Origin of the sequence: Kitasatospora sp. NPDC097605 (genome assembly GCF_040302725.1) — a bacterium.
GTDB lineage: Bacteria > Actinomycetota > Actinomycetes > Streptomycetales > Streptomycetaceae > Kitasatospora.
In genome coordinates this window covers 1-26,183 of record NZ_JBEOSF010000036.1, presented here as the reverse complement: position 1 = coordinate 26,183, position 26,183 = coordinate 1, and the positions used below count along the sequence as shown (strand labels likewise).

The following is a 26,183-nucleotide window of genomic DNA, read 5'->3' as shown; positions in this document are numbered from 1 at the left end:
GGCCTGGGGTGGGTCAGAACGGGGGGACCTGGGTGGGGTCGACGCCGAGGGCGAGAAGCAGCTTCTCCGCCGAGCCGAGGACGGCCTGGCTGCCGGAGTCGACAGCGTCGCGGTGGACGTCGATGGCGAGGGCGCGGATGTCGGGGCCCGGGAGCGGCTCCGGCGCGAGCGGGATGGTGTCGCCGCTCGGCAGGACGATCGCGCTGCGGATGTCCAGGCCGTCGAAGTGGCCTTCGAGGAGGTCGTCGAGGGCGGCGGGGCCGGCGGTGAGCGCGGCGTTGAAGGCCTCGCTGTCGAGGGTGACGTGCTGCTCACCGTGGACGGCGAGCAGCACGGTCGTGGTGGGGTTGGTCACGGGGTCGGGGTCTCGTTCCGGGAGGCGGGGGCGGGGGTGTACTGCTCCAGGCCGTCGGGGATGAAGCCGTGGCCGCCGCAGTGGTTGCACGCCTTCACCCCCATCTCGGCGTCGATGGCGGCGGTCCAGCGGGTGCACTCGTCGTTCCACTGGGCGAGCGCGGCGGCGTAGTTGTCGGCGTGGACCGCGTCGGGGACGGGCAGGACGATGCGGCGCTTCTCCATGGTCTGGACGGTCTCGGGGCGCCGGAGCTTCTTGCCCTTCCAGTCCTCGGTCAGCTGGTGGGTGACGGGCCGCTGGAACGGGACGGCGTAGTCCACCCGGAGGTGGCCCTCGACGCCGTCGAACTTCACGGTGGAGCGGCCGACGCCGAACCTGTCGACGCCCTTGGACTTGGCGTGATTCGCGACAGCGTCGAACAGGCCGGTGAGCTTGCCAGGCAGCCACCACCTGTACTCGGGGTGGTTGGTGAGGGAGGCGGGCAGGTCGACGACCCACCGGCGGTCGCCATCGGCCGGGGGCTGCTCGCCCTCCAGGAAGCGCCAGGGGCCGGCGTCCAGCGCCTGCGACTGCTCGGGCTGGTCCTGGGTGATGGGGTCGTACATGCGGAAGACGACGCCGCCGAGGTTGTCCTCCATGTCACGGAACTCGTCGACGGTGACGGTGGCCGGGAAGACCGTGTTCGCGTCGGCGGGGTTCTTGATGCGGTAGCTGGTGGTCTCGGGGTAGGGGGTCCAGCGGGCGGTGACGGGGCCGGTGACGGGGTGGTCGGCGGCCCACCAGTCGCTCTGCCCGGGCACCCGGGTGAGCTGTCCGGTGTCGCTGTGCAGGGTCAGGGTGCCGCCGGGACGGATGCCCTCCAGGAGGCGGTGGGGCAGGTGGTGCAGGTAGCGGCCGTCGGGCAGGTGGATGGCGTAGTACTCGCGCGGGTCGGTGGTCACGGTCGTGGTGTCCTCGGGGGTTGGGCGGGCCCGCCCGGCGTGCGGGGTCGGGCGGGCCCGGGCGGCGTGGTCAGTGGTCGGTGTCGGCGATGGTGCGGCCGGTGGAGCGGACAATGCTGGCGAGCTGTTCGAAGGTGTTGCCGTCCCAGCCCTGGCCGTTGAGGAGCTGGTGGATCTGCTCCATGGCGTCCTTGTCGCTGGTGTCGGGCATCGGGACGGTGATGAGGGCGGCGATGGTGTCGCGGACGGCCTGGCAGGTGGTCGGCGAGGGCAGCTTGCTTCCGGCGGCGATGTCGCGGGCGGCGGCGATGATCACCGCGTCGGTGGCCTGGTCGGCGGAGTGGACGAACTGTTCGCGCAGCAGGTGGTGGACGATCGCCGTGACCTTGATGGCGCGGTTGAACTGCTCGTAGCGGCGCTTGGCCCAATCGGGCGGGAGCCTGCGGTAGGTGCGGACGGTGGTGAGCATCGGGGTTCTCCAGGCGGGGTGTGGGGGCCCGTCGCCGGGCGGTGGGTGGGGCCGCGCCCGCCGGAGGGGAGGAGGCGGGCGCGGCCCCGGTTCGGTGCGGGGTCAGACGACCCGGAGGGTGACCAGGTCGTCGCACGCGTCACCGGGCGGGACCCTGCGGATCTCGTTCTCGGTGGCGGTCGACCCGGGCTGTCCGGCGATGACCACGGCGGTGTCGGCGCGGCGCAGCGTGGCCACGACGTTCGCGGCGGGGTCGTCGGCGATGAGGCGGCGGGTCAGCGCGGCCTCGTCGTCGGGGATGTCGCCGTTCGGCGGGTACCGAACGGCGCTGACGACGGTCAGTCCGTGGTACTCCGTGGCGACGATCCGGATCTGCAACAGCTCGGCGCCGGGGGTGGCGGCGATGTAGGCGGTGACGGTGTCGCGGATGGCGGGCAGGTTGGCCTCGGCCTGCTCGCGGGTGTCGGCGGTGTACGTGGTGCCGGGGATGGTGGGGTCCTCCCAGGGGCGGCACGGGCGGGAGATGTCGATCGCGCGGATCAGCCAGTCGGGGCCGGGGCGGGTGGGTGCGGTGGTGGTCAAGGTGGGTGTGGTCCCTTCGTGAGAGGCGGTTCGTTGTCGGCATGAACAACATCTCACAAACAGCATCTTCGATGCAAGTCCTTTTCGAGGTGGCCTATTGGTCGTCTCGGAAGACTTCGGTGATCACCAGGTCCAGCCGGCCGCCGCGAACCGGGTCTCCGGCACGGACCTCACTGGCCACCAGGTACGCCGAGCTGTCGTCCGGCAGCACGCCGGCGTCCACCAGGCCGTCGATCGCGGCCTTGGCCGACGGCCCCCAGTTGTGCGGGTCGAAGCGGGAGGCACGCGGCTTGGGGTGCACCACGACGTCGATCCGCGCCCGGGCCAGCCGGGGGACCTTGTTGTGGCGGGCCATCCACCGGGCGGCGTCCCGGATCTCCCGGACGCGCCGGGCCCGGACCGCCCAGTGCAGCCGGTCGTTCGCGTTCAGCAGCACCAGGCCGGTCGGCAGCTCGACCGTGAACACCCGCGGCTTCTGGGTGCCCGCCGCCGGGGTGGGCGCGCTCAACGGCCGGCCGCCGGCTGGCCGGTCTGGTACTCGCACCGGTCGTCCTCGGCGGCGGGGCACTGGTAGGGGTCGCCGCCCTTCGGGCACCAGCAGGCCGCGGCCGACTCCGGCGCCCGGCCGGCGGTCGGCGGGTACGGCGGGAGCGGCGGCACCGGGACGGGCGGGGCCGGCGGCGGGAAGGCGGCGGCGAGGGTGAGCACCGTGGTGGGGGTGTCGGCGACGGGGTGGCCGGTGCAGCCGGCGGCCGCGGTGCGGGCGAGCGCCAGGCCGGCCGGGCCGGTGAGGAGGACGGCGTGGTCGGTGCCGCAGCCGGCGGGCACAATCGCGGTGACGGCCGGGCCGCCGGCGGCGGCGAGGACGGCGTCGAAGACGAGGGCCAGGCCGTCGCCGTCGGCGTAGTGGGCGGTACCGTCCGGGTGGCCGTGCCAGTGCCGGTGGGGGGCGTGGATGCCGAGGGCGCCGGTGTGGAGCGCGGCGTAGGCGGAGACGGTCTCGGCGCGGTCGGTGGCGGCGCGGCGGGCGTCGGCGGTCAGCTCGGAGACGGTGCGCCGGGCGTCGGCCGGCGCGGTGAACCACGGGGAGCGGGCGGGCAGGAGCTGGAGCGGGGTGGTCACGGCTGGTCGGGCCTTTCGGTGACGGGGCGCTCGAGGCGCAGGCGGGTGGCGGTGGCGAGGAGCAGTGCCTGGTCGCCGAGGTGCTCCAGGGCGGCGGCGTCGCCGGTGATGTGGCCGAAGGGGCCGCAGAGGGTGGACAGCACCGGGTCGCCGGTGTGGTGGCCGAGGATCTGGTCGTCGGCGTATACCAGGGCGGCCGGCAGGAGGGTGTGCGGGTCGGGGTCGGGGTCGGGGTCGGGGCCGGCCTGCTCGCCTCGGGTGCCGGTGTCCCAGTAGGCGACGGCGACGGCCAGGCCGGCCTCGGCGGCGTTGCGCGCGCGGCGCAGCGTGATCGGCGTGGTGGTGAGGAGCTTCTGCAGCGCGGCCTGGGCGGTGTCGACCAGGCGCAGCAGGTGGCGGGGGCGGGTGTGCACGGCGGTGCCTCTCCCGGTGGGCGGGGCCCGGCCGCCCCAGGGGCGGCCGGGCAGGGGTGGTCAGGGGGTGGTGGGCGCCGGGGCGGCGAGTTCCTCGGCGAGGCGCAGGAGGCAGCCGATCACCGCCAGGTCGGAGGCGCTCTCGACCCAGAAGGCGATCCGCTCGATCGGGTCGGTGCTGCTCCCGGCGGCGAGGAGGCTGTCGGACAGGGCGGTTACGGCGGCGGCGGTGCGGGGGTCGCCGGTGACCATGTCCATCGCGTCGGCGATGGCCTCCAGGGTGGGCGTGGTGAAGATGTAGGGCAGGGTTCCGTGCGCGGCGAGCCACAGGGCGGCGAGCGGGTCGAGGCCGGTGGCGGGTCCGGCCCCGGCGAAGAGCAGCGGGTCCCAGCGGTCGGGGTAGCCCTCGGGGGCGGCGAGGCTGGCGGGGGCCCGCCAGATGCCGTGCTCGGTCAGGAGGTCGGCGGCCTTCCGCAGGAGGGTGCTGGTGTCCGCGCGCTGCTCCGGGTCGAGGGCGGTGGGGCGGGTCGTGGGCATGACGGTGTTCCTCCGGCCGGTGGGCTGACGGTGCGTGGGGAGGGTGAGGGGTGATTGCGCGGCAATCAGCGGCCGGGCGCGCGCGAGAGGGTGTCGACCGCTGCGCGCGCCCGGCCTGCTTGGGTCCGGCCCGGCCCCGGGAACCGGGAGGGGAGGGGGTTCGACCGGTGGCCGGGCCGGAGTGTGGGTGGCTACTCGCCGTACTCGCCGTGGAAGGCGGGCAGGCAGTCCTCGCAGCGGTAGCCGTGGGTGGTCTCGCTCAGCGCGGTGTTGGCGGTGAGGACCGGACAGTCGCCGTCCTGGCCCTGGCAGCGGGCGAGTTCGGCCCCGCCGGGCAGTTCGATGCCGAGGATCCGGGCGCCGATGAGGGAGACCTCGCGGCGCTGGAACGCGTCGGGCAGGCCGAACTCGGCGTCCAGCAGGCCGAGGAGGTGGTCGATCTGGACCTGCTGGTGGTCGGCGAGCTTGTCGTAGAAGGCGATGTCGGGGTGGACCTTGGCGGTGGTGAGGATGGACACGGGCGGGTCCCTTCGGTCCGGGGTGGTGTTCGTTGTCGGCATGAACACCATCCCATAGACAGCATCACTTACGCAAGTCGTCTTTCGTATGTTGTGGGCATGCGAAAGCCCCCTGCACCGTGCGGTGCAGGGGGCTGGTCGGCAGGCGGGGGCCCGGAAGCCGGCGGCGGCTCAGACCTTGCGCGGCTGCGCTTCCCTGTGGCTCTCCAGGTAGTCCGAGAGGGAGTAGAGGCCCGGCCCCCGGCCGGGCGGCGCCCAGTTCCTGATCGGGCGCTCCTTGCTCCTGGCCCACCGCCGGGCGGTCGTCATGCTGATGGGCCGGCCCGACTGCCCGAGGAAGGCGACGATCTCCTCCAGCTTCATCAGGTCATCGGGGACGGACGGTTTCGGTCGTGCCAGGGTGGTGGGCATGCGGTGTTCCTCGGTGCGAGACGGCGGCCGGCCGGAAGGGGACCCGGAGCGGCAGGCGGCGGCGCGCAGAGCGCGCGGGGCCGGCGGAGCGGCCGGGGTTCAGCTGGCGACGCGCAGGCGCCGGGCGCTGGTGCGCGCGTTGGCGAGCTGCTGCACGGTGAACGTCCGGCGTTCGCCGGTCTCGGTGGTCGCGGCGCAGTGGCGGTTCAGGCAGCTGACCCTGTGCATCGCGCGGACCCAGATCAGGCCGTAGGTGCGGCACTCGGGGCACGGCTCACGCCGGATGCTGCCGGCATCGCCGAGCAGCAGCTCGGACTCCACCTTGGTGCGCCACTCCATCGCGGCGAGGTAGCGGGGCCAGTCGCCTCCGACCTCGGCGGCGGCGGCCGCGGCCGCGCGGTAGACCGCGGTCCGGTCGGCGGGCAGGGGAGCGTCGGCGGCGCCGGTGGCGCGGCGGGCCCGTTCGATGAACTCGGCGACGTCCTGGTCGGCCTTGGTGACGTGCTGGAGGACCTGGACGTTGATGGGGGACCGGTCGTACCGGGTGCCGGTGCTACCGGTGCCGCCGGGGATGCCGGCGGTGGTGGTCGGGCTGAGCCCCTGCGGGCTCGCGAGCTCGTCGAGCAGCATGGCCGGTGTGGATCCGGTCGGCCGCTGCGGTGTGGTCATGGTGTCGCCCCCTGCCCTCGGCTCCGAACCCGGAAGAAAGGGGGGCGCGGGCGCTGGGCCCGTGCTGCCCCTGGCCCATCCGGGTGCGTAGCGGAATGATCACTTCCAGGCACTGCCGCCCCCATGATGGCAGACGACCGTTCCCACCGGAATGTTCCGAACTCAACAAAATCGGCGCCCGGCCCGCCGTCGCCGGGGAACGGTCAGAGCTGGTCGGGGGCCTTGACGGCCTCCAGGATCAGGGTGCGCATCGCCTGGAGGGTCGCCCGGTCGTAGCCGTTCTCCTCGGCGCCGTCGATCAGGAAGCTCATGCCGGCGAGGACGATGCGGTGCACTTCGGCGGTGGCGGCGTCGTCCAGGCGCCGGCCCATCTGGCGGTAGATGTCCTGCCACCACAGAGCTGCGGCACGGTGGTCGTCGTCCGACTGCTCGCTGACGGGACCTCGACGTAGGTGGGTCACCGTGGCCAGGGACTGACCAGGATCGGGGTCGGTGTGTGCAGCCAGGCCGGCCATCGTTCTCCTCGTCCGGCATCGCAAGGGGGGAAGTCGCCCGGGCTGCCGGCACCCGCGCCGGTGGCTAGCGTCGCAAACGAAGAGGGCGGCGCGCCATACTCAGCGGTCGAAATGGCCCGCAAATGACGCTGCGACCTTGACACCGTCGCACGCCGTAATGGCGGGGAGAAAGGGACATGCCCCCAGGGGAGAAGTTCAGCTGTTTAGCCGACAACGAACCTCAACCGGAACCGGAACCCGGACCGCCACCTGGGGGCACTGAGAGTCCCACACGACTACACCCGAAGAAGGGCACTGTCCGTGCGGACACGGGCAGTGTAGCGGGAACACCCGCCACGCGGTACTCGCGTGATTGCGCGGCAATCAGCGGCGGCTGAAGCCGAGCGCCTTGACGACCGCGGCGTAGTCGAGGGTGACGTCGTCGGCGCGGGCGTAGAAGGGGAGCGCCTTCTGGTGGGCGTAGGCCTCGGGGACCTTCGTGGATCGGCGGATGGAGGGGAGGAACAGGTCTCCGTAGGCGGTGGCAGCTTCGGTCTTCGAGTCGTCGTAGACGGCGCCGGCGGATCGGGTGGTGGGCACGTCAACCATCAGGACTCCGGTCATCGCCGGGTTCGCCCCGTTGGCGGCGAAGGTGCCGGCCACGCGGTTGATGGTCTGCTCGATGCGGGTCAGGGCACGGAGCTCCTTCCACCCGGGCTTCACGCAGACGATGACCTCGGTGGCCACGACGAGGGCGTTGACGACGACGAGGCCGAGGTTACCGGGGCAGTCGAGCAGGATGACGTCGTAGTCGTCGGCGACGGGGGCGAGCGCCTGCTGAAGCCACATCTCCCGGCCCATCATCGTGGTGAGGAGCTGTTCGGCGTTCTCCAGCTCGACGGACTCGAGGACCAGGTCCAGGCCGTCGATCCGCTTGCTGCCCTTCTCGCCAGCGGGTCCGGCGTAGGCGGGCACGATGGCGTCCGTGATCTTGACGCTCTGGTCGGTCAGGACGTCGTAGATGGTGGCCTGGCCTTCGATCTCGTCGGGGGCGTCGTGGCCGAGGGCGGCGGATCCGTCGCACTGGGCGTCGAGGCCGACGAAGAGGACCCTCAGGCCGTACTTGGCGAGCCAGGCGCCGATGGTGACGGCGGAGGTGGTCTTGCCCGCGCCGCCGGCCTGGTTGATGAAGGCGATGATGCGGGTGGCGGTGGTCTTGTTGAGGTGCTTGCCCGACACGGGGTCTCTCCCACGGGGTTGGGGCACGGTGCGAAGCGCGTGCCTTCGGGGTGATTGCGCGGCAATCACTCGCACCCCGGCCGGGTGTGGTTCTGCGGGGAGGGGGGAGTGCGGCTGCGCGGGTTTGTCCTGGTGCGTACCAGCGGCAGAGCTGAGGTCTGCTGGGTTCGACGAGCTCGGCGGCGGCCTGGTGGCGGCGGGCGAGGTGGACGTTCGTCCGGCACGGTACACCGGTGCAGTGGAGGGCGCTACTCACCCCGCAGCAGGTTCACTCTGCGGGGTGAGTAGCGTCATCCGGTCAGCTCTGCCTTGAGGCCATGAGCAGGTCGTAGAACGTCTGCAGCTCCTCCCGGCTCAGCACGCCGATCACCGCGACGGCAACGTCGTGCGGGCTGCCCTGGAGGGTGAGCACGCGGTGCTCGGCGGTGTCTGCTCGCGGTGTCGAGCCCTGCGATGGTGTCGGCTCGATGGGGTGCTGGTCGTCCGACGGCTCATCGGCCGGCAGCCGCGGCATTGGCATCTCGGCGCTGTCGGGCTGATCGGCAGCAGGAGCCTCCGCAGTGCTGCCGGACTGGACCGGTGCGACGAAGGCCGGTGCAGCGGGCGGTGATTGCGGCGCAATCACCGATGCCGCGCTGGCGGTCTGTGGGGTGTTCGTGGGCGGTGCGGACGGGGGTTGGTCGGCCGGTACTGCCGGGGGTGATTGCGGCGCAATCACCGGCTTGGGCAACTCCTCCCCCTTGGCCTTCGCCGTCGCCGCTTCCTTGGTGAGGTCACCGTGGTGATACGCGCGTTGCTCGTCCTTGGAAAGGCGGGCGAGGACCTCGGCGGCGAACTTCAGCGTGATGCCGGTATCGCGTTCGCCGCTCCACTGGTCGTCGACGTCGTCCTGGAGCTCGGGGATCAGCTTCAGGAGGGCGATGCGCTGGGAGATGTAGGTCTGGGAGACCCGCTTGTTGGTGTCGGCCCCGAGGCGGGTGGCGAGCGCGCGCTGGGAGAGGCCTTCTTCCTGCATCGCGCGCTGGAACTCCTCGCCCTCTTCAACCGGGGTGAGGGGTTCGCGTTGGAGGTTCTCCAGGAGGGAGGCGATCCGGACGCTCTTGACCTCGTACACGATGTTGACCGGTACGCGTGCGAGGCCGGCGGCTTGTGCAGCTGCGAGGCGGCGGTGTCCGCCGAGCACGACGAGGGGCCGGCCGGATGCCTTCACGGCCTCAGCGTGATCGGGATGGTGCTTGATGTAGTGCTCTGCGGGGATGACGGTGAGCGCGGTACTCAGGCCGTCCGAGCTGATGGTTGTCGCGAGGGACTGGATGTTCCTGAGCTTCTTGCGACCGTTGGTCGGGCTGGGGAACAGCTCGTTGAGTGCAGCGGTCGGCTGCCGATTGGCGAGTTGCTGCTGCTGGTTTCGTGCGGCGCTGAGATTGCGGCCGCCGAGGCCTGCGGACATGGGGGTTCTCCGGGACGGGGGGACTCTCGGGCGCTGAGCTTAGTCGCCGGACCTCCGCCACTTGGTGGCGCGGGGGTGATTGCGCCGCAATCACCTTGCCTGGCATATCTGACAAAACGGCCATCTTGCCGGGCGGGGGATCCGTTTCAGGGGACTGCGGCGAGCTGTGCTCAAGCGCGCGTGCTTGCACAGTATGGCGTGTTCCGTGGCGTTCTGAGGCCACAACACCACGAGCCGAGGCGCAACAGTTCAGGGGGTACGGCGGCGAGTGATTACCGCGCAATCACCCTGCTCTCACCGAATCGGGCCGATGAGCTGCTCCATCACGGACGAGCCACCGCGTAGCTGGTCGGTGCTGCCGAGGGGCCAGCCATCGAGCCAGTGCGCCGGCTGGGGGTTCAGGTCGATCGGGGCGTCCGGGTCGTAGCCGACGGCGTCCAGGGTGGCCTTGGCGAACGCGGCGGCGATCGGCGCGATCGCCGCCATCTCGGTGGGGTCCGGGGTCGGCTGGCAGTACGTGCACAGCGCTGTGGCGTCCCAGACCGGCCGCCCGCACGTCCCATCCTGCCCCTCGCACTCGGGCATCGTCCCGCGGCTGGTGGTGGCTTCGGCGACGGTGCGGTTGGCCGTCTCGGTGCTGCTGTGCTTCGCGCTGGTCCACTCCGCGCGCCAGGCGTCGCGGTCAGGGGTCGTCTCGCTGCTGCTGGAGCAGTCGCAGGCGGCGACCTGCGCGGCGCGGTCGAACGCGGTGGGGCGGGGGACCGGTCCGGCAGCAGCCGCGCGGAGACGGCCGGCGACGACGGCGCCGATGCTGGTGCTGACCTCGGCGGGGTGCGGGAGGTTGCGGCCTTCGAGCAGGGCCCGGACCTGGGTGGGAAGCCAGCCGGCGGCCAGGAGGCCGTTGACCACGAGGCCCTGGTGCTCCAGCACGATGCCGGTCACCTGGGACCACCGGGGGTCGCCGAGGGCGAGCTGGCCGCAGATCGTGCCCAGGAGGCGGGTGCCGTCGGTGATCCGCATCGGCTGGCGCTGGGCGGGCATCGGCTGCTTGGTGGGCTGGTCATCGATGGCGGACTGGGTACCGTCCGTTCCGCCTACCTCCCGCACCTTGTCTACGGACAGTTCTCCACTCAGCGTCCGGGGTACAGCGTTCTGTCCCGGCAACTCGGGGCGCCGGTCCTGACCTGAGGGAACGTGGTGTTTCTGCAGGTCAAAGCCATAGTGGATCTTGAAGGGGCTACTCGGCGAATCGGGACGCCGGTCAAGAGCCGAAAAAAGGCCGTCCGGGAACAGGAAGGGGGTCGGGTCCAAGGGGTCCGGGAGGGCGGCGAAGTAGTCGTCGGCCCACTCCGTTGCGGCCGCGATCGGGATGATGATCCAGCGCGTCTGCCCCATGCGGCCGTCCCCGTCGCGCAGCTGCTCGGTCATCAGCACGCCGGCCTTCCGCATCCGGGCGACGGCCTTGCGGGTGCCGGACGCCGACAGCCCCCAGAGCTTGCCGAGCGCTCGCTGCTCGCCGAGGAACAGGCCGCGGGGGTGCTCGGCGGCGGCCAGGAGCAGCCGCCAGCGGTCGTCCGGGCCGAGGGTGATGACGTCCTCGTCGGACAGCAGGGCGACCGTCCAACGGGCCAGCACCGCGCACTGAGCGGCCGTCATCCGGCGGGCGACACCGCGCGCGGCGGCGTCGGTGATCGAGCGCACCGCGACCCGGTGAACGGACACCGAACCGTCCCGGCGCCGGGTGCGGCCGGCGGTGCGCAGGAAACCCATGCCGCAGACCCGGGACAGGTAGCCGCCGGCGGACTCGGCGTCCACACCGAGCAGAGCGCCGATCCGGCTCAGACCTGGGGTGGCGTAGCCGGTCCGGTTGGCGTGGGCGAGGTACAGGTGCGCGGTCAGCCGCTCGCCGCCGCCGAGCCGGGCCAGGTGCTCGTGGCCGTTGATGTGCCGGACGACCCTGCGGACCTGGAGGGCCTGGTCCTCGCTGAGCGACAGGGCCGGCATGCCGGTGGCGACCTCGGCGTCCACCATCCGGTCCCGGGCGCGGCGGAGGGCTGCGAGCGTCTTGTCCGCCCGGCCGCGCGGGTGGGCCTTCGACACCTTCGCATTCTCGAACGGGAATTCGAATCCCTGGTTCCCCGGGCTCTTCGAAACGTCCGCTCGGGGGGCGGGAATGTCGCCCGGGAGGGTGGAGATTCGGCCGACATCCACCCCGTCGCGGGGCTCGACCTGACAAATGGCATGACGGTGCTGCATTATGGCGTTGCTCCTTCAACGTGTGTGAGGGCGCAAAAAAGCCACCCTCGGCGGTGGCCCTCCGGATGAGGATCCGGGTGGCCGACCTCTGTGTGGTGGTTCTGTGGAGAACCGAGAAGGACCCGCCCCCTGTGCAGAGGCGGTGAGCGTTGTCCCGTGGCCGGGGTGGAAGCCGGTAGCGGGCCCTAGCCGGAGCTGGGCGGAGGCGGGAACCTCAACCCGGCGGAGCCGGCAGTGACATGGAGGCCGTCAGGCCAGGTGCGGGAAACACCTGGAGACGGACGGCCGGGCGATGTAGGTGGTAAGTCCCCCGGGAAGGGGACCGGAACCAGCGCCCGAGAGACTCAGCTCAAGGCGACCGACCCCCTACGGGGCTTCGGGCCGACGGGCGGACGACCGAACCGGAAACGCCACCAGGGCGACATCGGGACGGAGCACTGGGGGACAAGAGCCGGCCGACCAGGCCGGGCAGCCTCAGACATGACGAGACCCACCCGGACGACGTCGGCGCGGACTGTTCACGCGCCCGTCGGGGTGGGTCTTCTTGCGTCCCCTCCAGGGGACACGGGTACCATCGATCACGTCGAGACCACCTGACTTGGTCTTGGCGCCTACAGCCCCGAGTCGTCTCCCCAGTTGCCGCCAAGCTTGCTGGGAATCCGAGACCTCGGGGTTTCGGCGTTTATGTGCTCTTGTCCATGGGGGCCAGCATGATCACCGATCTCTGGCCGGGTCTCACCCTACCCCCCTCACCAGCCCCGTGGCGACTCATCAGCCACCCCGCGCGCCGGATCCCCCTGCCCGGATTAGTCCGATGACCATCCGATGACCCGACAACCCCACACCCGCCGGGCCAGCCTTAATAACAGGCCCGGACATCCCTAGATCAATTTCCGAAAAGTGGCCTTTCACCTGCGGAAATGTGCCCGCTCTCCCGAGGTCGAACCTGTACCCAGCGGCGACTTCCCCCGCCCTGGGCATTCCGGAATCCCGCCCTCCAGCCGCTGGTGTTCACCCGTCAGGGCGAGCCGTTCGAGCGCCCGTGCGAGCCCTGGCCGTCGCCCGGCGGCCGGCCCGCGCGGACGCCGCCGCCAGCACGCACCGCTCGCACCGGCACCCCTTGCCGTACTGGCTCTCCGACCCGCACTCCGGCGGCGGCGTGCGCACCACCCTCCCCTGCTTCTGTGCCGCGGTCAGCGCCTGCCGGAACACCTTCTCCTTCCTCGCCATCCGGTACACCCCCGACCTGGACCAACCGACCCCGCCGGCCGCCATCTCCACGGACGCCCCTTCGGCGACCAGGCGCAGCATCTCTCCGAGCAGCTCCTGGTCGCCGATCTCCACCGTCGGCGGCTGGCCCGGGCCGCGGCGGGCGGTGGCGGTCAGCACGGCGGCCGCCGCGCGGCCGGGTCCCCGAGCAGTCGGGCCGCGCCGATCGCCCGCCGGGCTCGGCGGGCCATCAGCTCGAAGCCGGCTTCCTGGAGCTGCGCGGCCGCGGCGGCGAACTCCTCCGGGTCCCACTGCTGCCCGCGCCAACGTCGCGCTGCGGCCGCCGTTGCCGCCGACGCGCCGGTGAGGAACAGCGCGGCGTCGCGGTCCGGGCCGGGCGGCAGCGTCGGCAGCAGGATGTCCGGCAGCGAGTCCAGGCCGCGCGCGTGCTCGACCAGGCCCAGGACCAGCAGGCCCTCCAGCACCTGGGCGGTGCCGGTGACGAGCCGGGCCCCGAGCACGTCGGCGGCCACGATCTCGGGCGCGGTACTCATGCCGCCTGCCCAAGGTTCGCCTCGGCCAGGACCACGGCGATGCGCGCGAGAACATCCGGCACGTGGTCGTACTGCGAGTCGGGGAGACCGGCCCGCACGGCCAGCAGCCGGTACTGGTGGCACATCGAGCGGTGGGTGGTGTCGATGTGCTCGCGGGCCCTCTTCAGGTTCCCGTCGGCGGCGGCGATGGCCTTCACGTACTCCAGCTGCCGAGGGGTCCGTACGACGGTGCCGTCCGGGCGGGCGAAGGTGGTGAGGTTGGCCAGCGCCTGGTGGACGGCCGCGCCCTGCTTCGCCGCGCTGGCGGCGGCGGCCTGGCGCGCCCGGCGCCGGCGGATCGACCGCCGCTCGGCGGGGTCCAGGCCGCCCCAGACGCCCTCGGTCTCGTTGTACTCGAGCGCGTACCGGGCGCAGGCCGCGCGGGCCGGGCACGGCGCGCACGTCGCCTTCGCCGCGTCCACCGCCCGGATCCTGTCGTCGACCCACAGGTTGCTGGGGCCGATCCTCTTGCAGGGGCTGCGCTTGAACTCCTCGCTGCCCAGCAGGGCGAACAGGGCGGTGCGGCGCAGGTCCTTCTGCGGGGTGCTGCGGAAACCGTTGACGGTCAAGGGAGGTCCCCCTTCTCGGGGCCGGCGCCCGGGCGCCGGGCGGTACGGAAGTGCTGGGCGGTGAGGTCGGCCTCGAACCGGGCGACCACAGCGTCCACGCCGGCGGCGGCCGCCGCCCGGCGGGCGAGGCGCAACTGGTGGACGGCGTAGGCCAGGGCGATGGCGAGGGCGAGCACGGTGAGGGTGTGGGTGTGGGTGCGGCGCACCGGGAGCTCCCGGGAGCGGGCCGGGCCGGACAGCACGGTGTGGCGGTGGGCTGTCCGGCCCGGGCATGGGGTGGGTGGGGGTCAGATCGTGTCGATCAGGGCGCGGCCCTTGAGCTCGTCCTGCCGGGCCGTCAGGACGGTGCGCAGCAGCGCCCCGGAGCCGTCCTCGCAGCGGACCGGCTCATCCACGACTCGCTTGGTCGAGGCCTCCGCGAAGGCCTTCGCCAGCTTGATCGTGTCGTCCCAGGCGCCCGGTGCTCGGATCAGTGCGACGACGCCGGCCGTGGCCAGGTTGATCGGGTTGGTCTCGCCGACGAGCGGGATCTCCAGCGGTCGGCTGGCGGGCCGGTCGGCCTTGAGCGCCGCCGGGGGCGGTGGTGCGGCCGGCGCCGGGGCGGGGCGGTCCGCCGGGGGCTGCGGCGCGGCCGGAGCCGGGCGGGCGGGCGCGGGCGGCTGCGGCGCAGCGGGGGCGGGCGGGGCGAAGCGGCGGGCGCGCGCGGCCTCGGCCCGCATCGACTCCAGTCGGCGCCGGACGAGCACGCCGAGCGCGATCGGGGCGCCGTACTGCTCGTCCAGCCTGCGGTCCTTGCCCTCGGCCCGACGCGGCCACGCGTTGAACGCGGCCACGCGCAGGGACCGGGTGTCGGTCAACTGCCCCAGCAGCAGCTCCAGATCCTCGATCGTGGTGTTCAGGTCGTATGCGCGGGCGTAGAAGTCGGCCATCGGCCAGCGGTCCGCGCCTTCGCGGGCCCACGCGTCGATCCGGGCGCCGAGCTGCCGGGCGGAGTCGGCCCGCAGGTCGAGCAGCCGGCCGGTCAGCTCGGGCATGTGCGACTTGCTCACCACCGCCCGGTGCTCACCGCCGGGCAGCAGACTCAGGGCGAAGTCGTACGGACCGTCCACGCCCTGGCGCTGGTCCAGACGCAGGCCGTGGCGGCGCGGCCCGGTGAGGCCGTCCCCGACGTCCTCCAGCACGGTCTCCGGCAGCGCGGTGACCGTGACGATCACGTGCCCGGGGAACGCGGCCAGCGCCTCCAGCGCGGCCCGCTCCCGGGGACGGACCGCCGTCCAGCCCGCGCCGCTCGGCGCCGGCTGCCGCGCCTTCGCGGCCTCCTGGTTGGCCTCCCTGGTCGCGGCGTCGACCAGCTCCAGCAGCCCACCCGGGCCGGACCAGAACTTGGAGTAGTCGTCGACGAGGACGATGTCGCAGCCGGCGGCGCCCACCTCGTACAGCGCCTTCAGCAGGTGCTCGGGGCTGAACTCCTCCAACTCCGCCACGGTGAAAGCGAACTGGTCGGCGTAGCGCAGCGAGGCGCCGCCGTTGGTGTCGATCACGCCGATGCGCCCGCCGTCACCGGCGAGACCCGCCGCCAGGGCGAGCCCGGTCCAGGTCCGGCCGGAGCCGGACGGGCCGTCGAGCATGATCCGTGCCGGGCGCGCCTCCTTGATCGCGGCGCGCACCTGCAGCGAGGTGTGCGGAACCAGGGCCCCCGCGTGCGCGGGGGCCCCGATGGCCTCGGTAGCCATGGGGACTCTCTCTCAGATGGTGTTCTCGAAACGGGAGCGTGGGCCCGGTTGTCGGCGGTCAGGCATCACGTCCCCGTGGGTCTCGCCTAGCCGGCGTCCCCGCTCGTCGTGGGCAGGCCCAGCCAGGTGCGCAGGATCAGGTCGGCGAGGACGGACGGGTTCACGGTGAACCCGACCTCGGCGGACTCGGCCGTGCAGTACGCGGTCAGCTGGTCCCAGTCCGAGTCGGTGGCCCGGAACGGGATCGGCTTCTTCTTGTCGCTGGGCCCGAGCGGGCCGAGCACCTCGGTGATCTCCAGGTCGCCGGCCACGAAGGCGGCGAAGCCCTCGCGGAGCTTGTCCGTCAGCGTGGTGCCCTGCAGCTTGGCCTGCTCCATCGCGAGGACCTTGAGGGACCCGTAGAGGTAGAGGGTGTGGGGGACCAGGGGCTCCTGCTCCGGCTCCACCAGTTCCAGCCCCACCCACGCGGCCAGGTACTGGTCCGCGATGACGGAGGGGTTGACCGTGAACCCGGATTTGGTCGAGGCCGTCGTGCAGACCGCGGCGAGCTCGTCCCAGTAGGCATCAGCCTCCCACTGGGCACTGCGCACCTTCGGCTGCCCGGGCTCGGTCCGGACGGGCTTGGTCACCGTGAAGCGGCCGGCCATGAAGTCGTCCCAGCCCTGGCGGATCTTCAGGACCAGGGCGATGCCCTCGGCCTTGGCCTTCGCGGTGGCGGCCCGCTTGACGTCCGGGCGTAGGTAGAGCGACCTGGCGGTCGTGTTCTCCACCTCCTCGGCGGCGCTTCGCCGGCGCCGCTGCCGGTCGGAGGGCAGGGGGGATCGCTTCGGAGCGGCAGGCACGTAGAGGTGTCCTCTCGGGGGGCCGCGCCGCCCCGATCTGGGCGGCACGAGCAGTGCGGTCGACATGCCCAGTCTCCTATCCGTGAAGCCGCACGCACCCCGGCGGGTACGTCCTGCGGCATCGAGCCGCCTCGACCCGACAGGCAGACCATCTCATGAACAGCATCCAAATAGCAAGTCTTATATGGTATGTTCGATCTCGGCGAGCCCCCGGAAACGACAAAAGGCCGCCGCCCGCCAGGGCAACGACCTCCAGGGAGCAGATGCAGCTCCCGCACGACGCGTGCAGCGTAACGAAACTGCCCGCCACCTGCCACCCCCCTTCCACGGAGCAGCCATGCCCACCAGTCCGACATCCGCCCCCGACCTGGCGGAGCCGGGTACCGGCCCCGGCCGGCACCCGGCCCACCACCTCCTCACCGCAGGCCTCGCCTGGCTCTACGACACCGAACAGCCCGACGGCGCGATCCTCCAGCACCACGGCGCCCACCTCGGCACCCACGGCAACCGCCGCTACTCCGTCACCCCCACCGGCGCCGTCGACCTGCCCGTCCTGGTCGTCGACATCGCCGACCCCGACTTCGACTTCCAGCGCCAGGCCCCCCGCAACGTCCTCGCCCCCGGCGAGCTCGCCGTCCTGGCCGCCGCCCTCACCCGGCTCGGCGCCGAGGTCCGCACCACCTGGAACGGCACCGGCATCACCGGCAGCGTCGGCCTCCGCCGGCCCGCCCACCCCACCCTCGTCGCCGCCGTCGACCGTTACCGCGCCCGCTGCCCCACCCACCACAGCGTCTTCTGCGGCCGCGAGCAGGCCTGCACCTGGTACGCCACCGGCAACGCCCTCATCACCCGCCCCACACCGGAGAACCCGTCATGACCCTGCGCCCCGTCTTCCTCGACACCGAGTTCATCACCACCTGCCACGGCCCCGACGGCCTCATCTCCCTCGCCCTCACCGACCACCAGGGCACCGACTTCTACGCCGTCAACTCCGACATGAACATCGCGGCCCTCCACAACAACCCCTGGCTGCTGAAGCACGTGTGGCCGCAGCTGCCGCTCACCCCCGGCGGCGACCTCGACCTCGACCACCCCGACGTCCGCCCCCTCGCCGACATCGCCACCGGCGCCGCCCGCTACTTCTCCACCCACCACCGCCAGGCCCACCTCCACGCCTGGTACGCCGCCCAGGACGTCGTCCGCCTCCACCAGCTCTGGGACAACGACTGGGCCCGCATGCCCGAGGATGTCCCCCGCTGGGCCACCGACATCCAGTCCCTCATCGCTATGGCCGGCGACCTCGTCCTCCTGCCCACCCAGGACACCCCCGAGCACCACGCCCTCAACGACGCCCGCTACAACCGCGACCTCTACGACTACACCGCCCGCGAGCTCCGCACCCGCGGCATACACCTCTGACCGTCCCGGCCGAACGGAGACCACCACCATGCCCAACCCCGTCGTCGACCCCGCCGCCCTGGCCGCCGTCATCACGATGATCCGCACCCTGCCCGCCGACCACGAACTCGACCCCGGCCGCGGCGACGTCGCCGACCGCCTGGAGACGCTGATCGCCACGAAGGCGCTCACCACCGACCCCGCCGACCGCGCCCGCGCCGCCTTCGAGACCTACACCGCCAACCGAGCCGGCCTCGCGTACGACGGACAGCCCATCCCCGACTGGGACGCCGTCCCCGACGGCATCCGCGAGGCCTGGACCGCCGCCGCGACCCGCGCCGCCACCTTCACCACCGACGCCGACACCGAGCACCCCGCCACCCTCGCCGGGGGTCACGCCCTGGTCCTCGAGCACCACGACAGCGACATCAACGCCACCTGCCAGTGCGGCCGCCCCCTCGGCAGCGCCCCGGTCAGCAGGTGCGCCGACACCCACGTCGACGCCTGGGAGCGCCACATCCTCGCCCAGCACTGACCACCGCGCGCCGCCCGGCACCGCCGGTCGGGCGGCCCACCTGAGGGGGGAACCAACCGTGCACACCACCACCGAGAACGACACCAGGGCCGCGCTCACCGCTCTCGCCGAACCCGCCCCGGCCGCCCCGGCCGACGACTACGGCCACGGCCAGGAGGACGCGAAGGCCGCTGTCCGCGAGGCCCTCACCGACCACCCCGACCCCGAGCACTCCCTGCGCACCTGGGCCGTCCACCCGCCGACCTGGCAGGGCTACAACCATGAGGCCGGCTACCACCACATCCAGTACGAGGCCGCCCAGATCCTGGCCAGCGACCCCGACACCCTCGCCGACTACCTCACCCCCGCAGGAGACGAGAGCCCATGACCGACTCATACGGCCCCTGGCACGCCTTCAGCATCACCGAGGACGACGACGGCGAACGCGAGCACACCATCCTCTGCCCGCCCGAGTGCCCCGAACGCTGCGTCATCGATGAGCAGACCGACTGGGACAACTTCGAGTCGTTCGACATCCCCGAGTCGGAGTTGCCCCCTGGCACCCACCGCATCCGCTTCTGGGCCAGCTCGACCTACGTCCCCCGCTACGGCGTTTACGAACGGGACTACGGCATCAACGTCGAACCCGCTGGCCCGCCGCCCACCACCGCGGCCCTCACCTAGGATCGGCGCCATGGCCACCATCCGACTGCACTGCCCGCTCGCCGCCGGGGAGTCCCGGCCCTGGTGACCGACCACGAGGAGCCGACACTGCCCGGCACCGGCGTCCCGCGCCACCGCGCGCCGGTCGTCCGGTGCCGGGAGTGCCACCGACCCCTGCGCGCCCCCGAATCCCGCTGGGAGCGCCTCGGCCCGCACTGCGCCACCGCCCCCGACCGCACGGTGCGCTACGACATCGACCAGGACCCGCTCCCCGGCACCTGACCGAAAACCGCCTCCGGGGCGCTGCACGCTGTTCCATCGGCGCCTGTAGGGTGGAACCCGGTCGCCGCTGCGCTGTTGACGACCGTGGCCCAGTAGTCCGGCCCGTGACCGGACGGCGAAGACGACCCGAACCCGCCCAGCGGGACTCAACAGCCCCAGCACCGGCACGTCCGCTTCCAGGCCGCCCGCCTCCCCCTCTTCAGGCGCGCCCGGGTCACGGGACCACGCGCCACGAGGAGCAGCCATGGGCGCCAAGCAGCAGGCCTTGAAGAACGCGGCCCGCCGTCGGGCCGAGCAGACCGGCGAGTCCTACGAGGCCGCGCTGAAGGCCGTACGCGCCGAGTACCAGCAGGGCCGGCACCTCCAGGACGAGGACGACGAAGGCCGGGGCCCGATGGGCTTCGACGCGGCCGCCGACCCCTTCGAGCACCGGCCGCAGACCGCCGTCACCGGCTACTTCGTCGCCTGGGGCGTGCAGGAGCTCGCCGACACCGACCAGGTGCAGCAGCTGCTCGAACACGCCGAGAAGACAGGACGTCCCGGCTCGCTCGACCCGCTGGTGTGCTTCCTGTGCGACCAGCCGATCGACGTCACCCGCGAGAAGGAAGTCCACGTCGGTCTCGCCCTCCAGGAGGTCCGGCGCCCAGGTTCCACCCGGGCGACGGAACTTCAGCACTCGGTGTGGACACATGAGGGCTGCGGTCGGACCCGGGTCTGGTCGTGGTCGCAGCTCGCCCTGGAGCGCCGCCGGCGCGGCCTGGACGTGCGCACCGAGGACCTGCCGCCCAAGCAGCACCGCCGCCGGGGCGGTCCCGTTGAGGACTACTACGTGTTCACCGTCCCCGAGAACAGCCCGCCCCTGTTCTACCTCCAGCCCGGCGAGCAGGACCGCCACGGCCACCTCGGATTCCGCGCAGACCGGCTCTCCGACGGCCTGCCCGCAGTCGACCTCACCCGCGGAGGCCTGCGCCACCTGCCGGAGTGGAGCATCGCCGCCGACCGCACCGGCCTGACGCACATCGAGCGGCAGGGAACCGGCCGCTGGTACCAGCCCCCGCGTCCCTGGAGCCCGCCACCGGCGTGGATGGCCGCCGCCCACTACCACGGCACCGTCCTGTTCCTCACCGCCCCCGCCCGCAGCATCCCGCCCGCCCAACTGGAGGCCGGAACCGGCGACCTCTCCGCGCTGCTGGAGATCGGCCGCCAGGAGCTGCTGTACGGCGCCCGCATGACCATCACCGGCCTCTGACCGCCTCACCCCCCTCGCCCCGCCGCTCCGTCCGCGCGATCGCCGGCCGGCCGGAGCAGCACGTCCCCACCGGGAGACCACCGTGACCACCACCCCGCAGACCAGCACCGACCCGGCCGACACCGCGCACCTGCGCACCGGGCGCCGCATCACGGTCGAGGAGATCGCCCTGCACCTGTCCGGCGTCAGCGTGCTGCTGCGCCAGCTCGCCTACGCCGCCGAGACCGTGGCCGAGCCGGTCGAACTCGAAGCCTCCATCGAGGAGTGGCGGCGCACCGCCGAGCGGATCACCGGCGATGCCGCCCGCTTCCAGCGCCTGACCGCCATCACCGCCGGCGACGTCCCGCTCGCCGTGACGTTCCCGAACGACGGCGCCGCCTGGGGAGCGGCGGCCGCCGACAGCGACCGGCGCACCTACGGCGGGCCGACCATCGTCCCCACCCACCAGCAGCTCGAACTCCTGGCCGGCCGCGCGGAGGCGCCGGCGAACCCGTTCATCGCCCGGCGGCACGGCGACGTCGAGACGACGACGTTCCCCGAGGCGATGGCCGGCGTGCGCTTCGTGGAGTCCCGCGCGGCCTCCGCCCGGCGCGCGCAGGAACGCGCCCGAGCGATCGACGCCGAGGTACTGGCGATCGAGTGCACGAGCCCGAAGTGCGGCGCCGCAGAAGGCGGGCCGTGTCGCACCAGCACCGGCCGGGCCGCCGAGGTGCCGCACAAGGTGCGCCTGGCCGAGGCCACCCGCCGCGTGGACGAGCGCCTGGACACCCTCGGCCCCACCATCACGGTGAACCGCCATGTCTGAACGCCTGCTCCTCGCCGAGATCGCCCGCCGCGCCGACGTCGGCCGCGCCGCCGTCGTTAACTGGCGCCGCCTGCACCCCGACTTCCCCGCGCAGGTCGGCGGCGACGACGTCCACCCGCAGTTCGACGCGGCCGCCGTCGACCTCTGGCTCTACCGCCACGGCAAGGTCAGCACCTACATGCCGCAGCCGGGGCCGCGGGCGATCGTCACCCTGCCCGACGGCACCACCGTGACCCTCCACGACGCCTGGCTCCGCCGCGACCCGCAGGACGGCCTGGCGGAGCTCGGCGGGGGCACCGACCCGGACGCCTGGATCCCGATCTGGGACGCCGTGCTCACCCGGGTCCAGGTCGAGGGCCTGCCCGCCTTCGCGGTCCGCCGGGCCAGCGCCGACATCACCGACTACCCCGCCCGCTACATCCGGCTCCGTTGGAGGACCGAGAACGAGCAGCCGCTGCCGTGAACACCAGCCGGGCGGGACGGGCCGTGTCCGTACCCGCCCGGCCCCTGGCTACGGCAGCAGGGCCGGGCCGGCCGCCCGGTAGATCCGGTCGGTCCGCTCGGGCACGCCGGCGGCCGGCGACCCCGGAGTTTCAAATAAGATTTGAAAGAACTTTCAAAATGGCGTTGCGATCTTGGGGTGCGGGGGTTCATCCTGGTGGTGCCGGGGGCGGCAACCCCCGGCACCGAGAGCCCGGCCGGTTACGACGGCGGGCCCACACCCCAGGAGCGTACTCATGGCCAGCAGCACCGCCGGCGAACTGCGCATCATCTCCTCCCCCTACGAGAGGGTGACCGTCGACGAGGAGACCGCCGAGCGCATCGAGCCCCTCGCCCACGCGGGCCAGGAGCTGCGCCGCTCCGAAGGCCTCGACGAGTACGGCCAGGTGACCTACCTGCTGCAGCTGATCGCCTTCTACGACGGTGGGCAGCCGCGGTTCGCGGTCCGCCACCAGCGTCCGGACAGCGACGAGCTGTGGGACAGCGAGGACCGGGGCGTCGCCGACGCCGCCTACGAGGAGCAGGGACGCGACGCCGCCGAGAACGCGCCCTGGGAGCGGACCGACATCGAGGGCCTCGCCGCGGCCGGCTACGAGTACACCGTCGAGGTCCAGGACGGGCCGGACGAGGCGTTCAGGACGCTGGTCACCGGCACCGGCACCCTCAGCGCGCACCCCGAGTGGGACAACGACCTGGAGGAGGCCGCCCGCGAGATCGGCTCCGAGAGGGTGCGCGACATCGAGCGGGGCAACGAGGAGGCCGCGCTGAACGAGGCCCTGGGCGAGCGCTGGTACGACCGCGCGGAGCACATCGGCCGGCTGCGGGTGACCGTCACCCAGGACGGCGAGGAGATGGCCGTGCACGAGTGGACGTTCGAGCCCGCCGACCCGGACCCGGCCACCGTCGCGCGGCTGCGCGAGTTCATCCGCCGCGAGCGCGCCGCCGCCAACGACCCGTACGCCGACTTCGACCTGCTGTAGCCCGCCCCGGCGCGGGGCCGCCCGCCCGGCGGCCCCGCGCCCCGCCCGCCACCGGATCCACGACCCGAAGGACCCCCGCCATGCTCCCCCTGCCCGACCACGTCACCGCCGCACTCACCTCCCGCGACCCCCTGCGCGTCTACCGCGCTGCCGAGGACGCGCAGGAGTACCTCGCCGACTACCTCGACAGCATCAAGGCCACCGCGGCCGGCACCCTGGTCACCGCCCACGGCGGCAACAAGTCCGCCGCCGCCCGCGAACTGGGCTTCAACAGCCCGCAGGCGTTCGCCGCCTGGTTCAACCGCCGCGGCGAGCGCACCGGCGCCGCCGAGGCCGCCCCGCACGCCCCCGAGCAGCCCGCCCTGTACTTCCGCAACCCGGATGAGGCCCGCGACGCCCTGGGGGACTGGTTCCTGGAGCAGCAGAGCGTCACCGACCGCCTGGAACCGCTGGTCCTCGGCGCGCTCGCCGTCGGCCTCACCCCCGAAGAGGTCTACCGGCTCAGCGGCATCCCGCTGACCACGGTCAAGCGGATGCGGCCCGCGAAGATCGAGGTCGCCGCCGACCTCGGCGGCCTGGAGGCCATGACGGTGCTGGACGAGACGGCGCGCGCCCTGACCGCCCACGCCCTGGCCCTCGCCGAGGCCGCCCGCGCCGACGACCAGGACGAGAGCCTGCTCCGTTCCCCCGCCTCCTGCGGCGCCCACATCTGGAGCGTCGCCGCCCGCGCCTTCGTCCACCAACTCGCCCCCGCCGCCCTCGTCCCCGCCGAGACCCCCGAAGTGCGGGCCCTGCGCAAGGCGTTCCAGAACCAGATCGCCGCCCAGGACGCCGCGATGGCCGCCGCCCACCCGAACGCCACCGACGAGGAACTGCAGGAGCTCCTCCACGACGCCGAGCCGCCCGCCGAACTCCTCGCCGCCCAGAAGGCCTACGACACCGCCTATCGCGAACTGGTCGGCGAGGACGACGACGACTCGGCGCCGACCACGCTCCTGGACCCGGACGTCTGGCTCGCCGCGCAGATCAGCCAGTTCAACCGGGAGGCGGCCACGCTGCGCCACCCTGACCGCTACCTCTCCGACGAGCGCGACGGCGCCCGCCTGGACGCCATGGCCGGCGCCTACGAGCAGCTCGCCGCCGCGTACCTGCACCTGCGCGCCACCGGCACCGTCCCGCCCCTCACCACCCCCGGGAACCCGCGATGACCGACACCGCCCTGCTCGGCCACCTCGCCGCGATCGCCACCGCGTCCGAGCCGATCGCCTCCCACCGCTACGACCCGGGCGCCGTCGTGCACATCGCGATCCACGCCGCCGCCACCCCCGAGCACAGCCCCGCCGCCGGTCTTCACCGCCTCGACCTCACCGCCCGCCGCACCCACAACCTGATCTTCGGCCCCCACGCGCCGCTGCGCCCCGCCGAGCGCACCGGCCGGTCCAGCGCCGACACCCTCGCCCTGCAGCACCTGGCCGCCTACATCCTCGCCCAGCGCATCCTCCACCGCGTCCGGAACGACCGGCGCCTGCACCTGCCCGGCCCCCTGGACCTGCCCGCCGCCCTCGGGGACGTCGTCACCGCCGTCTACGCCCGGCCCGAGCGCACCGCCACCCCCGACCTCACCGGCCGCCTGCGCCGGGCCATCACCCACCACAGCCCCGACCTGCGCCGCACCCCGGGCCTGGAGCGCCAGCTGCGCGTCATCGCCGCCTACCCCGGCAACACCTTCCCGAGCACCGACGCCAGCCTCGTCTCCCACGCCCTGGACCCGATCCTGCGCGTCGACCGCGGCCCGGCCCACCTCGGCCGGGCGCTCAAGGCGATCCTGCGCCTCCACGCCCCCGAACGCGACGACGACTGACCACCCGGCCACCCACCCCCCCGCGAGGACCCCTGTGCCCACGACCACCACCACCCCCGACGCGACGTTCCTCCTGGACGCCGCCGCCCGCCAGAGCCCCACCCACGGCGACCACGTCGCAGGCGTCATCGGCCTCGCGATGTTCCACGCCGGCCAGGCCGTCGGCAACCTCGACGCCCTGGACACCGCCGCCCTGTACCTCACCCACCCCGGGCGCACCGGCGCCCGCGCCTGGGCCGACCCCGACGGCACCGTGCGCCTGGCTGGCTGGATCGTCGCCAACTGGGTCGAGATCCGGCTCTCCCGCCATCCCGACCTCGACCCGGACCACCCGCTCATCGACGCCGTCCAGCAGATCATCACCACCGCCTGGAACCCCGCCGAGCCCACCCCCGTCCGCGCCTGCATGGCCCTCCACCGCGCCGCCCGCACCTGGGCAACCGTCCTGCACGACATGGGCCTGCACCGCCCCGTGACCTCCCTGTCCGCCCTGTCCGCCGGTGCCTCCCGGGAGGTGGTCTGCGCCCGCCTCGCCGCCGAGTTCGCCGCCACCGCCTGGACCTACCGCCCCGGCCCCGACCTCGGCCACGCCCTGCTGCGGATCATCGAACACGCCGGCACCCCCGGCAGCCGCCCGTACTGGCGCAACCCGCACACCGGCGCCTGGAAGGGCAACCACCCCAACCCCCGCCGCCTCTGGTGAACCGCCCCCGCCGTCGCTCGCCCGGCCCCTACGATGAACCCCGGGCGGGCCCCACACCGCGCACCGGCCGGCCGACGACCAGCACGAAGGAGCGCCGATGGCGCCGCGCAGCACCGAGATCCGCCACCACTTCACCACCCTCGGCCGCGCCCTGGCCTGCGAGTTCGACGCCAACTACGACGACCCCACCCGCAGATGGCGCGTCACCTGGCAGGACGGCCCCACCGAGGACCGGGTGCGGCGCAGCGTGGAGCGGGACCTGAAGGACCACGCCGACGTCATCGGCCTGCGCCGCGACTACTCCGAGGACGCCACCGTGCTGGGCGCGCTGCGCATGTACACCAGCGGCGCCGTCGACGAGTACAGCGGCTACGTCGGTGTCCAGGCATGGGTGCTGCGCGACGAGGGCCGCCGGCTCCTGGAGCGCGTGCCCGACCCGCTCTCCACCGCCACCGGCCAGGAGAAGGCGCTGGTCGCCCACCTGCTGCAGCAGACGGTGCGCCCGATCCCCTCCTACGGCGGCGGCCCGCAGCGGCACACCTACCCGGACGGCGAGGCGGCCGTCGGGCTGCTGGTCAAGGCCGGCGGACTCGGCCCCCTGCTCGCCGGCGACGGCGAGCCGCCAGTCGACCTGACCCCCACCCAGTTCCTCACCATCACCTACGCCACCGACGGCGCCGGCGCCGTCTGGCGCCGCTACGGCCGGCCGATGTCCGCCCGCGCTGCCGTGGACGCCGTCCTCGCTGACCCCCACCCCACCCCCGCGGCCGCCGCCGCCGCACGCACCCTGCTGCCCGCCCTGCGCGCCGAGCTCGACGCCGCAGA

35 protein-coding genes are annotated in these 26,183 nt (G+C 73.1%); 14 read left to right on the top strand and 21 right to left on the bottom strand.

All coding sequences use genetic code 11. The annotated features are described in order from the left end of the window. Positions 1-13: 13 nt before the first annotated feature. From ABTX81_RS30380 to ABTX81_RS30280, 21 genes are all read right to left on the bottom strand, one after another. Positions 14-355, bottom strand: a complete 342-nt coding sequence (locus ABTX81_RS30380) for a hypothetical protein (RefSeq protein ID WP_350552189.1) — start codon at positions 353-355, stop codon at positions 14-16. Further along, positions 352-1,296: a hypothetical protein gene (locus ABTX81_RS30375; RefSeq protein ID WP_350552186.1), complete on the bottom strand. Its 945-nt coding sequence runs from the start codon at positions 1,294-1,296 to the stop codon at positions 352-354. The genes ABTX81_RS30380 and ABTX81_RS30375 overlap by 4 nt, the downstream gene beginning before the upstream one ends. Before the next feature lie 70 nt (positions 1,297-1,366). Beyond that, positions 1,367-1,765, bottom strand: a complete 399-nt coding sequence (locus tag ABTX81_RS30370) for a hypothetical protein (RefSeq protein WP_350552184.1) — start codon at positions 1,763-1,765, stop codon at positions 1,367-1,369. A gap of 102 nt (positions 1,766-1,867) precedes the next feature. Continuing rightward, the gene (locus tag ABTX81_RS30365) at positions 1,868-2,347 is read right to left on the bottom strand and encodes a hypothetical protein (protein WP_350552182.1); all 480 of its coding nucleotides are present in this window, start codon (positions 2,345-2,347) and stop codon (positions 1,868-1,870) included. A gap of 94 nt (positions 2,348-2,441) precedes the next feature. Beyond that, positions 2,442-2,855 (bottom strand): RusA family crossover junction endodeoxyribonuclease, encoded by a 414-nt coding sequence (locus ABTX81_RS30360; protein WP_350552179.1) that lies wholly within the window; start codon positions 2,853-2,855, stop codon positions 2,442-2,444. Continuing rightward, positions 2,852-3,469 (bottom strand): hypothetical protein, encoded by a 618-nt coding sequence (locus ABTX81_RS30355; RefSeq protein WP_350552177.1) that lies wholly within the window; start codon positions 3,467-3,469, stop codon positions 2,852-2,854. The genes ABTX81_RS30360 and ABTX81_RS30355 overlap by 4 nt, the downstream gene beginning before the upstream one ends. Continuing rightward, entirely contained in the window at positions 3,466-3,882 is a 417-nt protein-coding gene (locus ABTX81_RS30350) for a hypothetical protein (RefSeq protein ID WP_350552175.1), read from the bottom strand. Before ABTX81_RS30350 ends, ABTX81_RS30355 begins: the two co-directional genes overlap by 4 nt. A gap of 60 nt (positions 3,883-3,942) precedes the next feature. Then, the gene (locus ABTX81_RS30345; RefSeq protein WP_350552172.1) at positions 3,943-4,419 is read right to left on the bottom strand and encodes a hypothetical protein; all 477 of its coding nucleotides are present in this window, start codon (positions 4,417-4,419) and stop codon (positions 3,943-3,945) included. Between the two features lie 191 nt (positions 4,420-4,610). Next, positions 4,611-4,937, bottom strand: coding sequence for a hypothetical protein (locus ABTX81_RS30340; protein ID WP_350552170.1), 327 nt, complete (start codon positions 4,935-4,937; stop codon positions 4,611-4,613). 171 nt (positions 4,938-5,108) lie between these two features. Beyond that, positions 5,109-5,348: a hypothetical protein gene (locus tag ABTX81_RS30335; RefSeq protein ID WP_350552167.1), complete on the bottom strand. Its 240-nt coding sequence runs from the start codon at positions 5,346-5,348 to the stop codon at positions 5,109-5,111. 99 nt (positions 5,349-5,447) lie between these two features. Further along, entirely contained in the window at positions 5,448-6,017 is a 570-nt protein-coding gene (locus ABTX81_RS30330; protein ID WP_350552164.1) for a hypothetical protein, read from the bottom strand. Positions 6,018-6,220: 203 nt separating this feature from the next. Continuing rightward, positions 6,221-6,532: a hypothetical protein gene (locus tag ABTX81_RS30325; RefSeq protein WP_350552161.1), complete on the bottom strand. Its 312-nt coding sequence runs from the start codon at positions 6,530-6,532 to the stop codon at positions 6,221-6,223. Between the two features lie 363 nt (positions 6,533-6,895). Further along, entirely contained in the window at positions 6,896-7,750 is an 855-nt protein-coding gene (locus tag ABTX81_RS30320) for a ParA family protein (protein WP_350552158.1), read from the bottom strand. A gap of 298 nt (positions 7,751-8,048) precedes the next feature. After that, positions 8,049-9,200, bottom strand: coding sequence for a ParB/RepB/Spo0J family partition protein (locus tag ABTX81_RS30315; protein WP_350552155.1), 1,152 nt, complete (start codon positions 9,198-9,200; stop codon positions 8,049-8,051). 294 nt (positions 9,201-9,494) lie between these two features. Continuing rightward, on the bottom strand, positions 9,495-11,300 hold the full coding sequence (locus ABTX81_RS30310) for a hypothetical protein (protein ID WP_350552153.1): 1,806 nt from the start codon (positions 11,298-11,300) through the stop codon (positions 9,495-9,497). Positions 11,301-12,467: 1,167 nt separating this feature from the next. Beyond that, on the bottom strand, positions 12,468-12,845 hold the full coding sequence (locus ABTX81_RS30305; protein ID WP_350552151.1) for a hypothetical protein: 378 nt from the start codon (positions 12,843-12,845) through the stop codon (positions 12,468-12,470). Beyond that, positions 12,839-13,219, bottom strand: coding sequence for a hypothetical protein (locus tag ABTX81_RS30300; RefSeq protein WP_350552148.1), 381 nt, complete (start codon positions 13,217-13,219; stop codon positions 12,839-12,841). The genes ABTX81_RS30305 and ABTX81_RS30300 overlap by 7 nt, the downstream gene beginning before the upstream one ends. Further along, the gene (locus ABTX81_RS30295) at positions 13,216-13,827 is read right to left on the bottom strand and encodes a WhiB family transcriptional regulator (RefSeq protein WP_350552145.1); all 612 of its coding nucleotides are present in this window, start codon (positions 13,825-13,827) and stop codon (positions 13,216-13,218) included. Before ABTX81_RS30295 ends, ABTX81_RS30300 begins: the two co-directional genes overlap by 4 nt. Continuing rightward, positions 13,824-14,033: a hypothetical protein gene (locus ABTX81_RS30290; protein WP_350552142.1), complete on the bottom strand. Its 210-nt coding sequence runs from the start codon at positions 14,031-14,033 to the stop codon at positions 13,824-13,826. Before ABTX81_RS30290 ends, ABTX81_RS30295 begins: the two co-directional genes overlap by 4 nt. A gap of 81 nt (positions 14,034-14,114) precedes the next feature. After that, entirely contained in the window at positions 14,115-15,560 is a 1,446-nt protein-coding gene (locus tag ABTX81_RS30285) for an AAA family ATPase (RefSeq protein WP_350552140.1), read from the bottom strand. Positions 15,561-15,646: 86 nt separating this feature from the next. Beyond that, positions 15,647-16,330, bottom strand: coding sequence for a hypothetical protein (locus ABTX81_RS30280; protein WP_350552137.1), 684 nt, complete (start codon positions 16,328-16,330; stop codon positions 15,647-15,649). 409 nt (positions 16,331-16,739) lie between these two features. On the opposite strand from ABTX81_RS30280, the gene ABTX81_RS30275 reads away from it, so the two are divergent. The 14 genes from ABTX81_RS30275 to ABTX81_RS30210 form a co-directional block, all read left to right on the top strand. Then, a complete protein-coding gene (locus ABTX81_RS30275) occupies positions 16,740-17,279 on the top strand; it encodes a hypothetical protein (RefSeq protein ID WP_350552134.1) in 540 nt (179 codons plus the stop codon). Beyond that, complete coding sequence (locus ABTX81_RS30270) at positions 17,276-17,821, top strand: 3'-5' exonuclease family protein (RefSeq protein ID WP_350552132.1); 546 nt, start codon at positions 17,276-17,278, stop codon at positions 17,819-17,821. The genes ABTX81_RS30275 and ABTX81_RS30270 overlap by 4 nt, the downstream gene beginning before the upstream one ends. Before the next feature lie 28 nt (positions 17,822-17,849). Further along, the gene (locus ABTX81_RS30265) at positions 17,850-18,335 is read left to right on the top strand and encodes a hypothetical protein (protein WP_350552130.1); all 486 of its coding nucleotides are present in this window, start codon (positions 17,850-17,852) and stop codon (positions 18,333-18,335) included. 58 nt (positions 18,336-18,393) lie between these two features. Then, a complete protein-coding gene (locus ABTX81_RS30260; protein WP_350552127.1) occupies positions 18,394-18,702 on the top strand; it encodes a hypothetical protein in 309 nt (102 codons plus the stop codon). Continuing rightward, positions 18,699-18,998, top strand: coding sequence for a hypothetical protein (locus ABTX81_RS30255; protein ID WP_350552126.1), 300 nt, complete (start codon positions 18,699-18,701; stop codon positions 18,996-18,998). Before ABTX81_RS30260 ends, ABTX81_RS30255 begins: the two co-directional genes overlap by 4 nt. A 63-nt stretch (positions 18,999-19,061) precedes the next feature. Continuing rightward, positions 19,062-19,259, top strand: coding sequence for a DUF6011 domain-containing protein (locus ABTX81_RS30250; protein ID WP_350552123.1), 198 nt, complete (start codon positions 19,062-19,064; stop codon positions 19,257-19,259). Positions 19,260-19,503: 244 nt separating this feature from the next. Next, positions 19,504-20,508: a hypothetical protein gene (locus ABTX81_RS30245; RefSeq protein ID WP_350552120.1), complete on the top strand. Its 1,005-nt coding sequence runs from the start codon at positions 19,504-19,506 to the stop codon at positions 20,506-20,508. A gap of 82 nt (positions 20,509-20,590) precedes the next feature. Next, positions 20,591-21,313: a zinc finger domain-containing protein gene (locus ABTX81_RS30240; protein ID WP_350552117.1), complete on the top strand. Its 723-nt coding sequence runs from the start codon at positions 20,591-20,593 to the stop codon at positions 21,311-21,313. Beyond that, positions 21,306-21,776, top strand: a complete 471-nt coding sequence (locus ABTX81_RS30235) for a hypothetical protein (RefSeq protein ID WP_350552115.1) — start codon at positions 21,306-21,308, stop codon at positions 21,774-21,776. Before ABTX81_RS30240 ends, ABTX81_RS30235 begins: the two co-directional genes overlap by 8 nt. A gap of 274 nt (positions 21,777-22,050) precedes the next feature. After that, positions 22,051-22,794 carry a hypothetical protein gene (locus tag ABTX81_RS30230; protein WP_350552112.1) on the top strand — a complete coding sequence of 248 codons (744 nt, stop codon included), beginning with the start codon at positions 22,051-22,053 and terminating at the stop codon, positions 22,792-22,794. Between the two features lie 80 nt (positions 22,795-22,874). Beyond that, positions 22,875-24,002, top strand: coding sequence for a hypothetical protein (locus ABTX81_RS30225; RefSeq protein ID WP_350552109.1), 1,128 nt, complete (start codon positions 22,875-22,877; stop codon positions 24,000-24,002). Beyond that, entirely contained in the window at positions 23,999-24,655 is a 657-nt protein-coding gene (locus ABTX81_RS30220; protein ID WP_350552106.1) for a hypothetical protein, read from the top strand. The genes ABTX81_RS30225 and ABTX81_RS30220 overlap by 4 nt, the downstream gene beginning before the upstream one ends. A gap of 34 nt (positions 24,656-24,689) precedes the next feature. Then, complete coding sequence (locus ABTX81_RS30215; protein WP_350552103.1) at positions 24,690-25,358, top strand: hypothetical protein; 669 nt, start codon at positions 24,690-24,692, stop codon at positions 25,356-25,358. Positions 25,359-25,455: 97 nt separating this feature from the next. Next, positions 25,456-26,183 (top strand): hypothetical protein (locus ABTX81_RS30210; protein WP_350552100.1); only part of this gene is annotated, 728 nt, incomplete at its 3' end.

Bases quoted from the DNA above. Each gene is read 5' to 3' on its own strand.
- ABTX81_RS30370 (WP_350552184.1), bottom strand. From the start codon at position 1,765: ATGCTCACCACCGTCCGCACCTACCGCAGGCTCCCGCCCGATTGGGCC.
- ABTX81_RS30345 (WP_350552172.1), bottom strand. From the start codon at position 4,419: ATGCCCACGACCCGCCCCACCGCCCTCGACCCGGAGCAGCGCGCGGAC.
- ABTX81_RS30335 (WP_350552167.1), bottom strand. From the start codon at position 5,348: ATGCCCACCACCCTGGCACGACCGAAACCGTCCGTCCCCGATGACCTG.
- ABTX81_RS30330 (WP_350552164.1), bottom strand. From the start codon at position 6,017: ATGACCACACCGCAGCGGCCGACCGGATCCACACCGGCCATGCTGCTC.
- ABTX81_RS30325 (WP_350552161.1), bottom strand. From the start codon at position 6,532: ATGGCCGGCCTGGCTGCACACACCGACCCCGATCCTGGTCAGTCCCTG.
- ABTX81_RS30315 (WP_350552155.1), bottom strand. From the start codon at position 9,200: ATGTCCGCAGGCCTCGGCGGCCGCAATCTCAGCGCCGCACGAAACCAG.
- ABTX81_RS30300 (WP_350552148.1), bottom strand. From the start codon at position 13,219: ATGAGTACCGCGCCCGAGATCGTGGCCGCCGACGTGCTCGGGGCCCGG.
- ABTX81_RS30285 (WP_350552140.1), bottom strand. From the start codon at position 15,560: ATGGCTACCGAGGCCATCGGGGCCCCCGCGCACGCGGGGGCCCTGGTT.
- ABTX81_RS30275 (WP_350552134.1), top strand. From the start codon at position 16,740: ATGCCCACCAGTCCGACATCCGCCCCCGACCTGGCGGAGCCGGGTACC.
- ABTX81_RS30270 (WP_350552132.1), top strand. From the start codon at position 17,276: ATGACCCTGCGCCCCGTCTTCCTCGACACCGAGTTCATCACCACCTGC.
- ABTX81_RS30265 (WP_350552130.1), top strand. From the start codon at position 17,850: ATGCCCAACCCCGTCGTCGACCCCGCCGCCCTGGCCGCCGTCATCACG.
- ABTX81_RS30255 (WP_350552126.1), top strand. From the start codon at position 18,699: ATGACCGACTCATACGGCCCCTGGCACGCCTTCAGCATCACCGAGGAC.
- ABTX81_RS30245 (WP_350552120.1), top strand. From the start codon at position 19,504: ATGGGCGCCAAGCAGCAGGCCTTGAAGAACGCGGCCCGCCGTCGGGCC.
- ABTX81_RS30235 (WP_350552115.1), top strand. From the start codon at position 21,306: ATGTCTGAACGCCTGCTCCTCGCCGAGATCGCCCGCCGCGCCGACGTC.
- ABTX81_RS30230 (WP_350552112.1), top strand. From the start codon at position 22,051: ATGGCCAGCAGCACCGCCGGCGAACTGCGCATCATCTCCTCCCCCTAC.
- ABTX81_RS30225 (WP_350552109.1), top strand. From the start codon at position 22,875: ATGCTCCCCCTGCCCGACCACGTCACCGCCGCACTCACCTCCCGCGAC.
- ABTX81_RS30220 (WP_350552106.1), top strand. From the start codon at position 23,999: ATGACCGACACCGCCCTGCTCGGCCACCTCGCCGCGATCGCCACCGCG.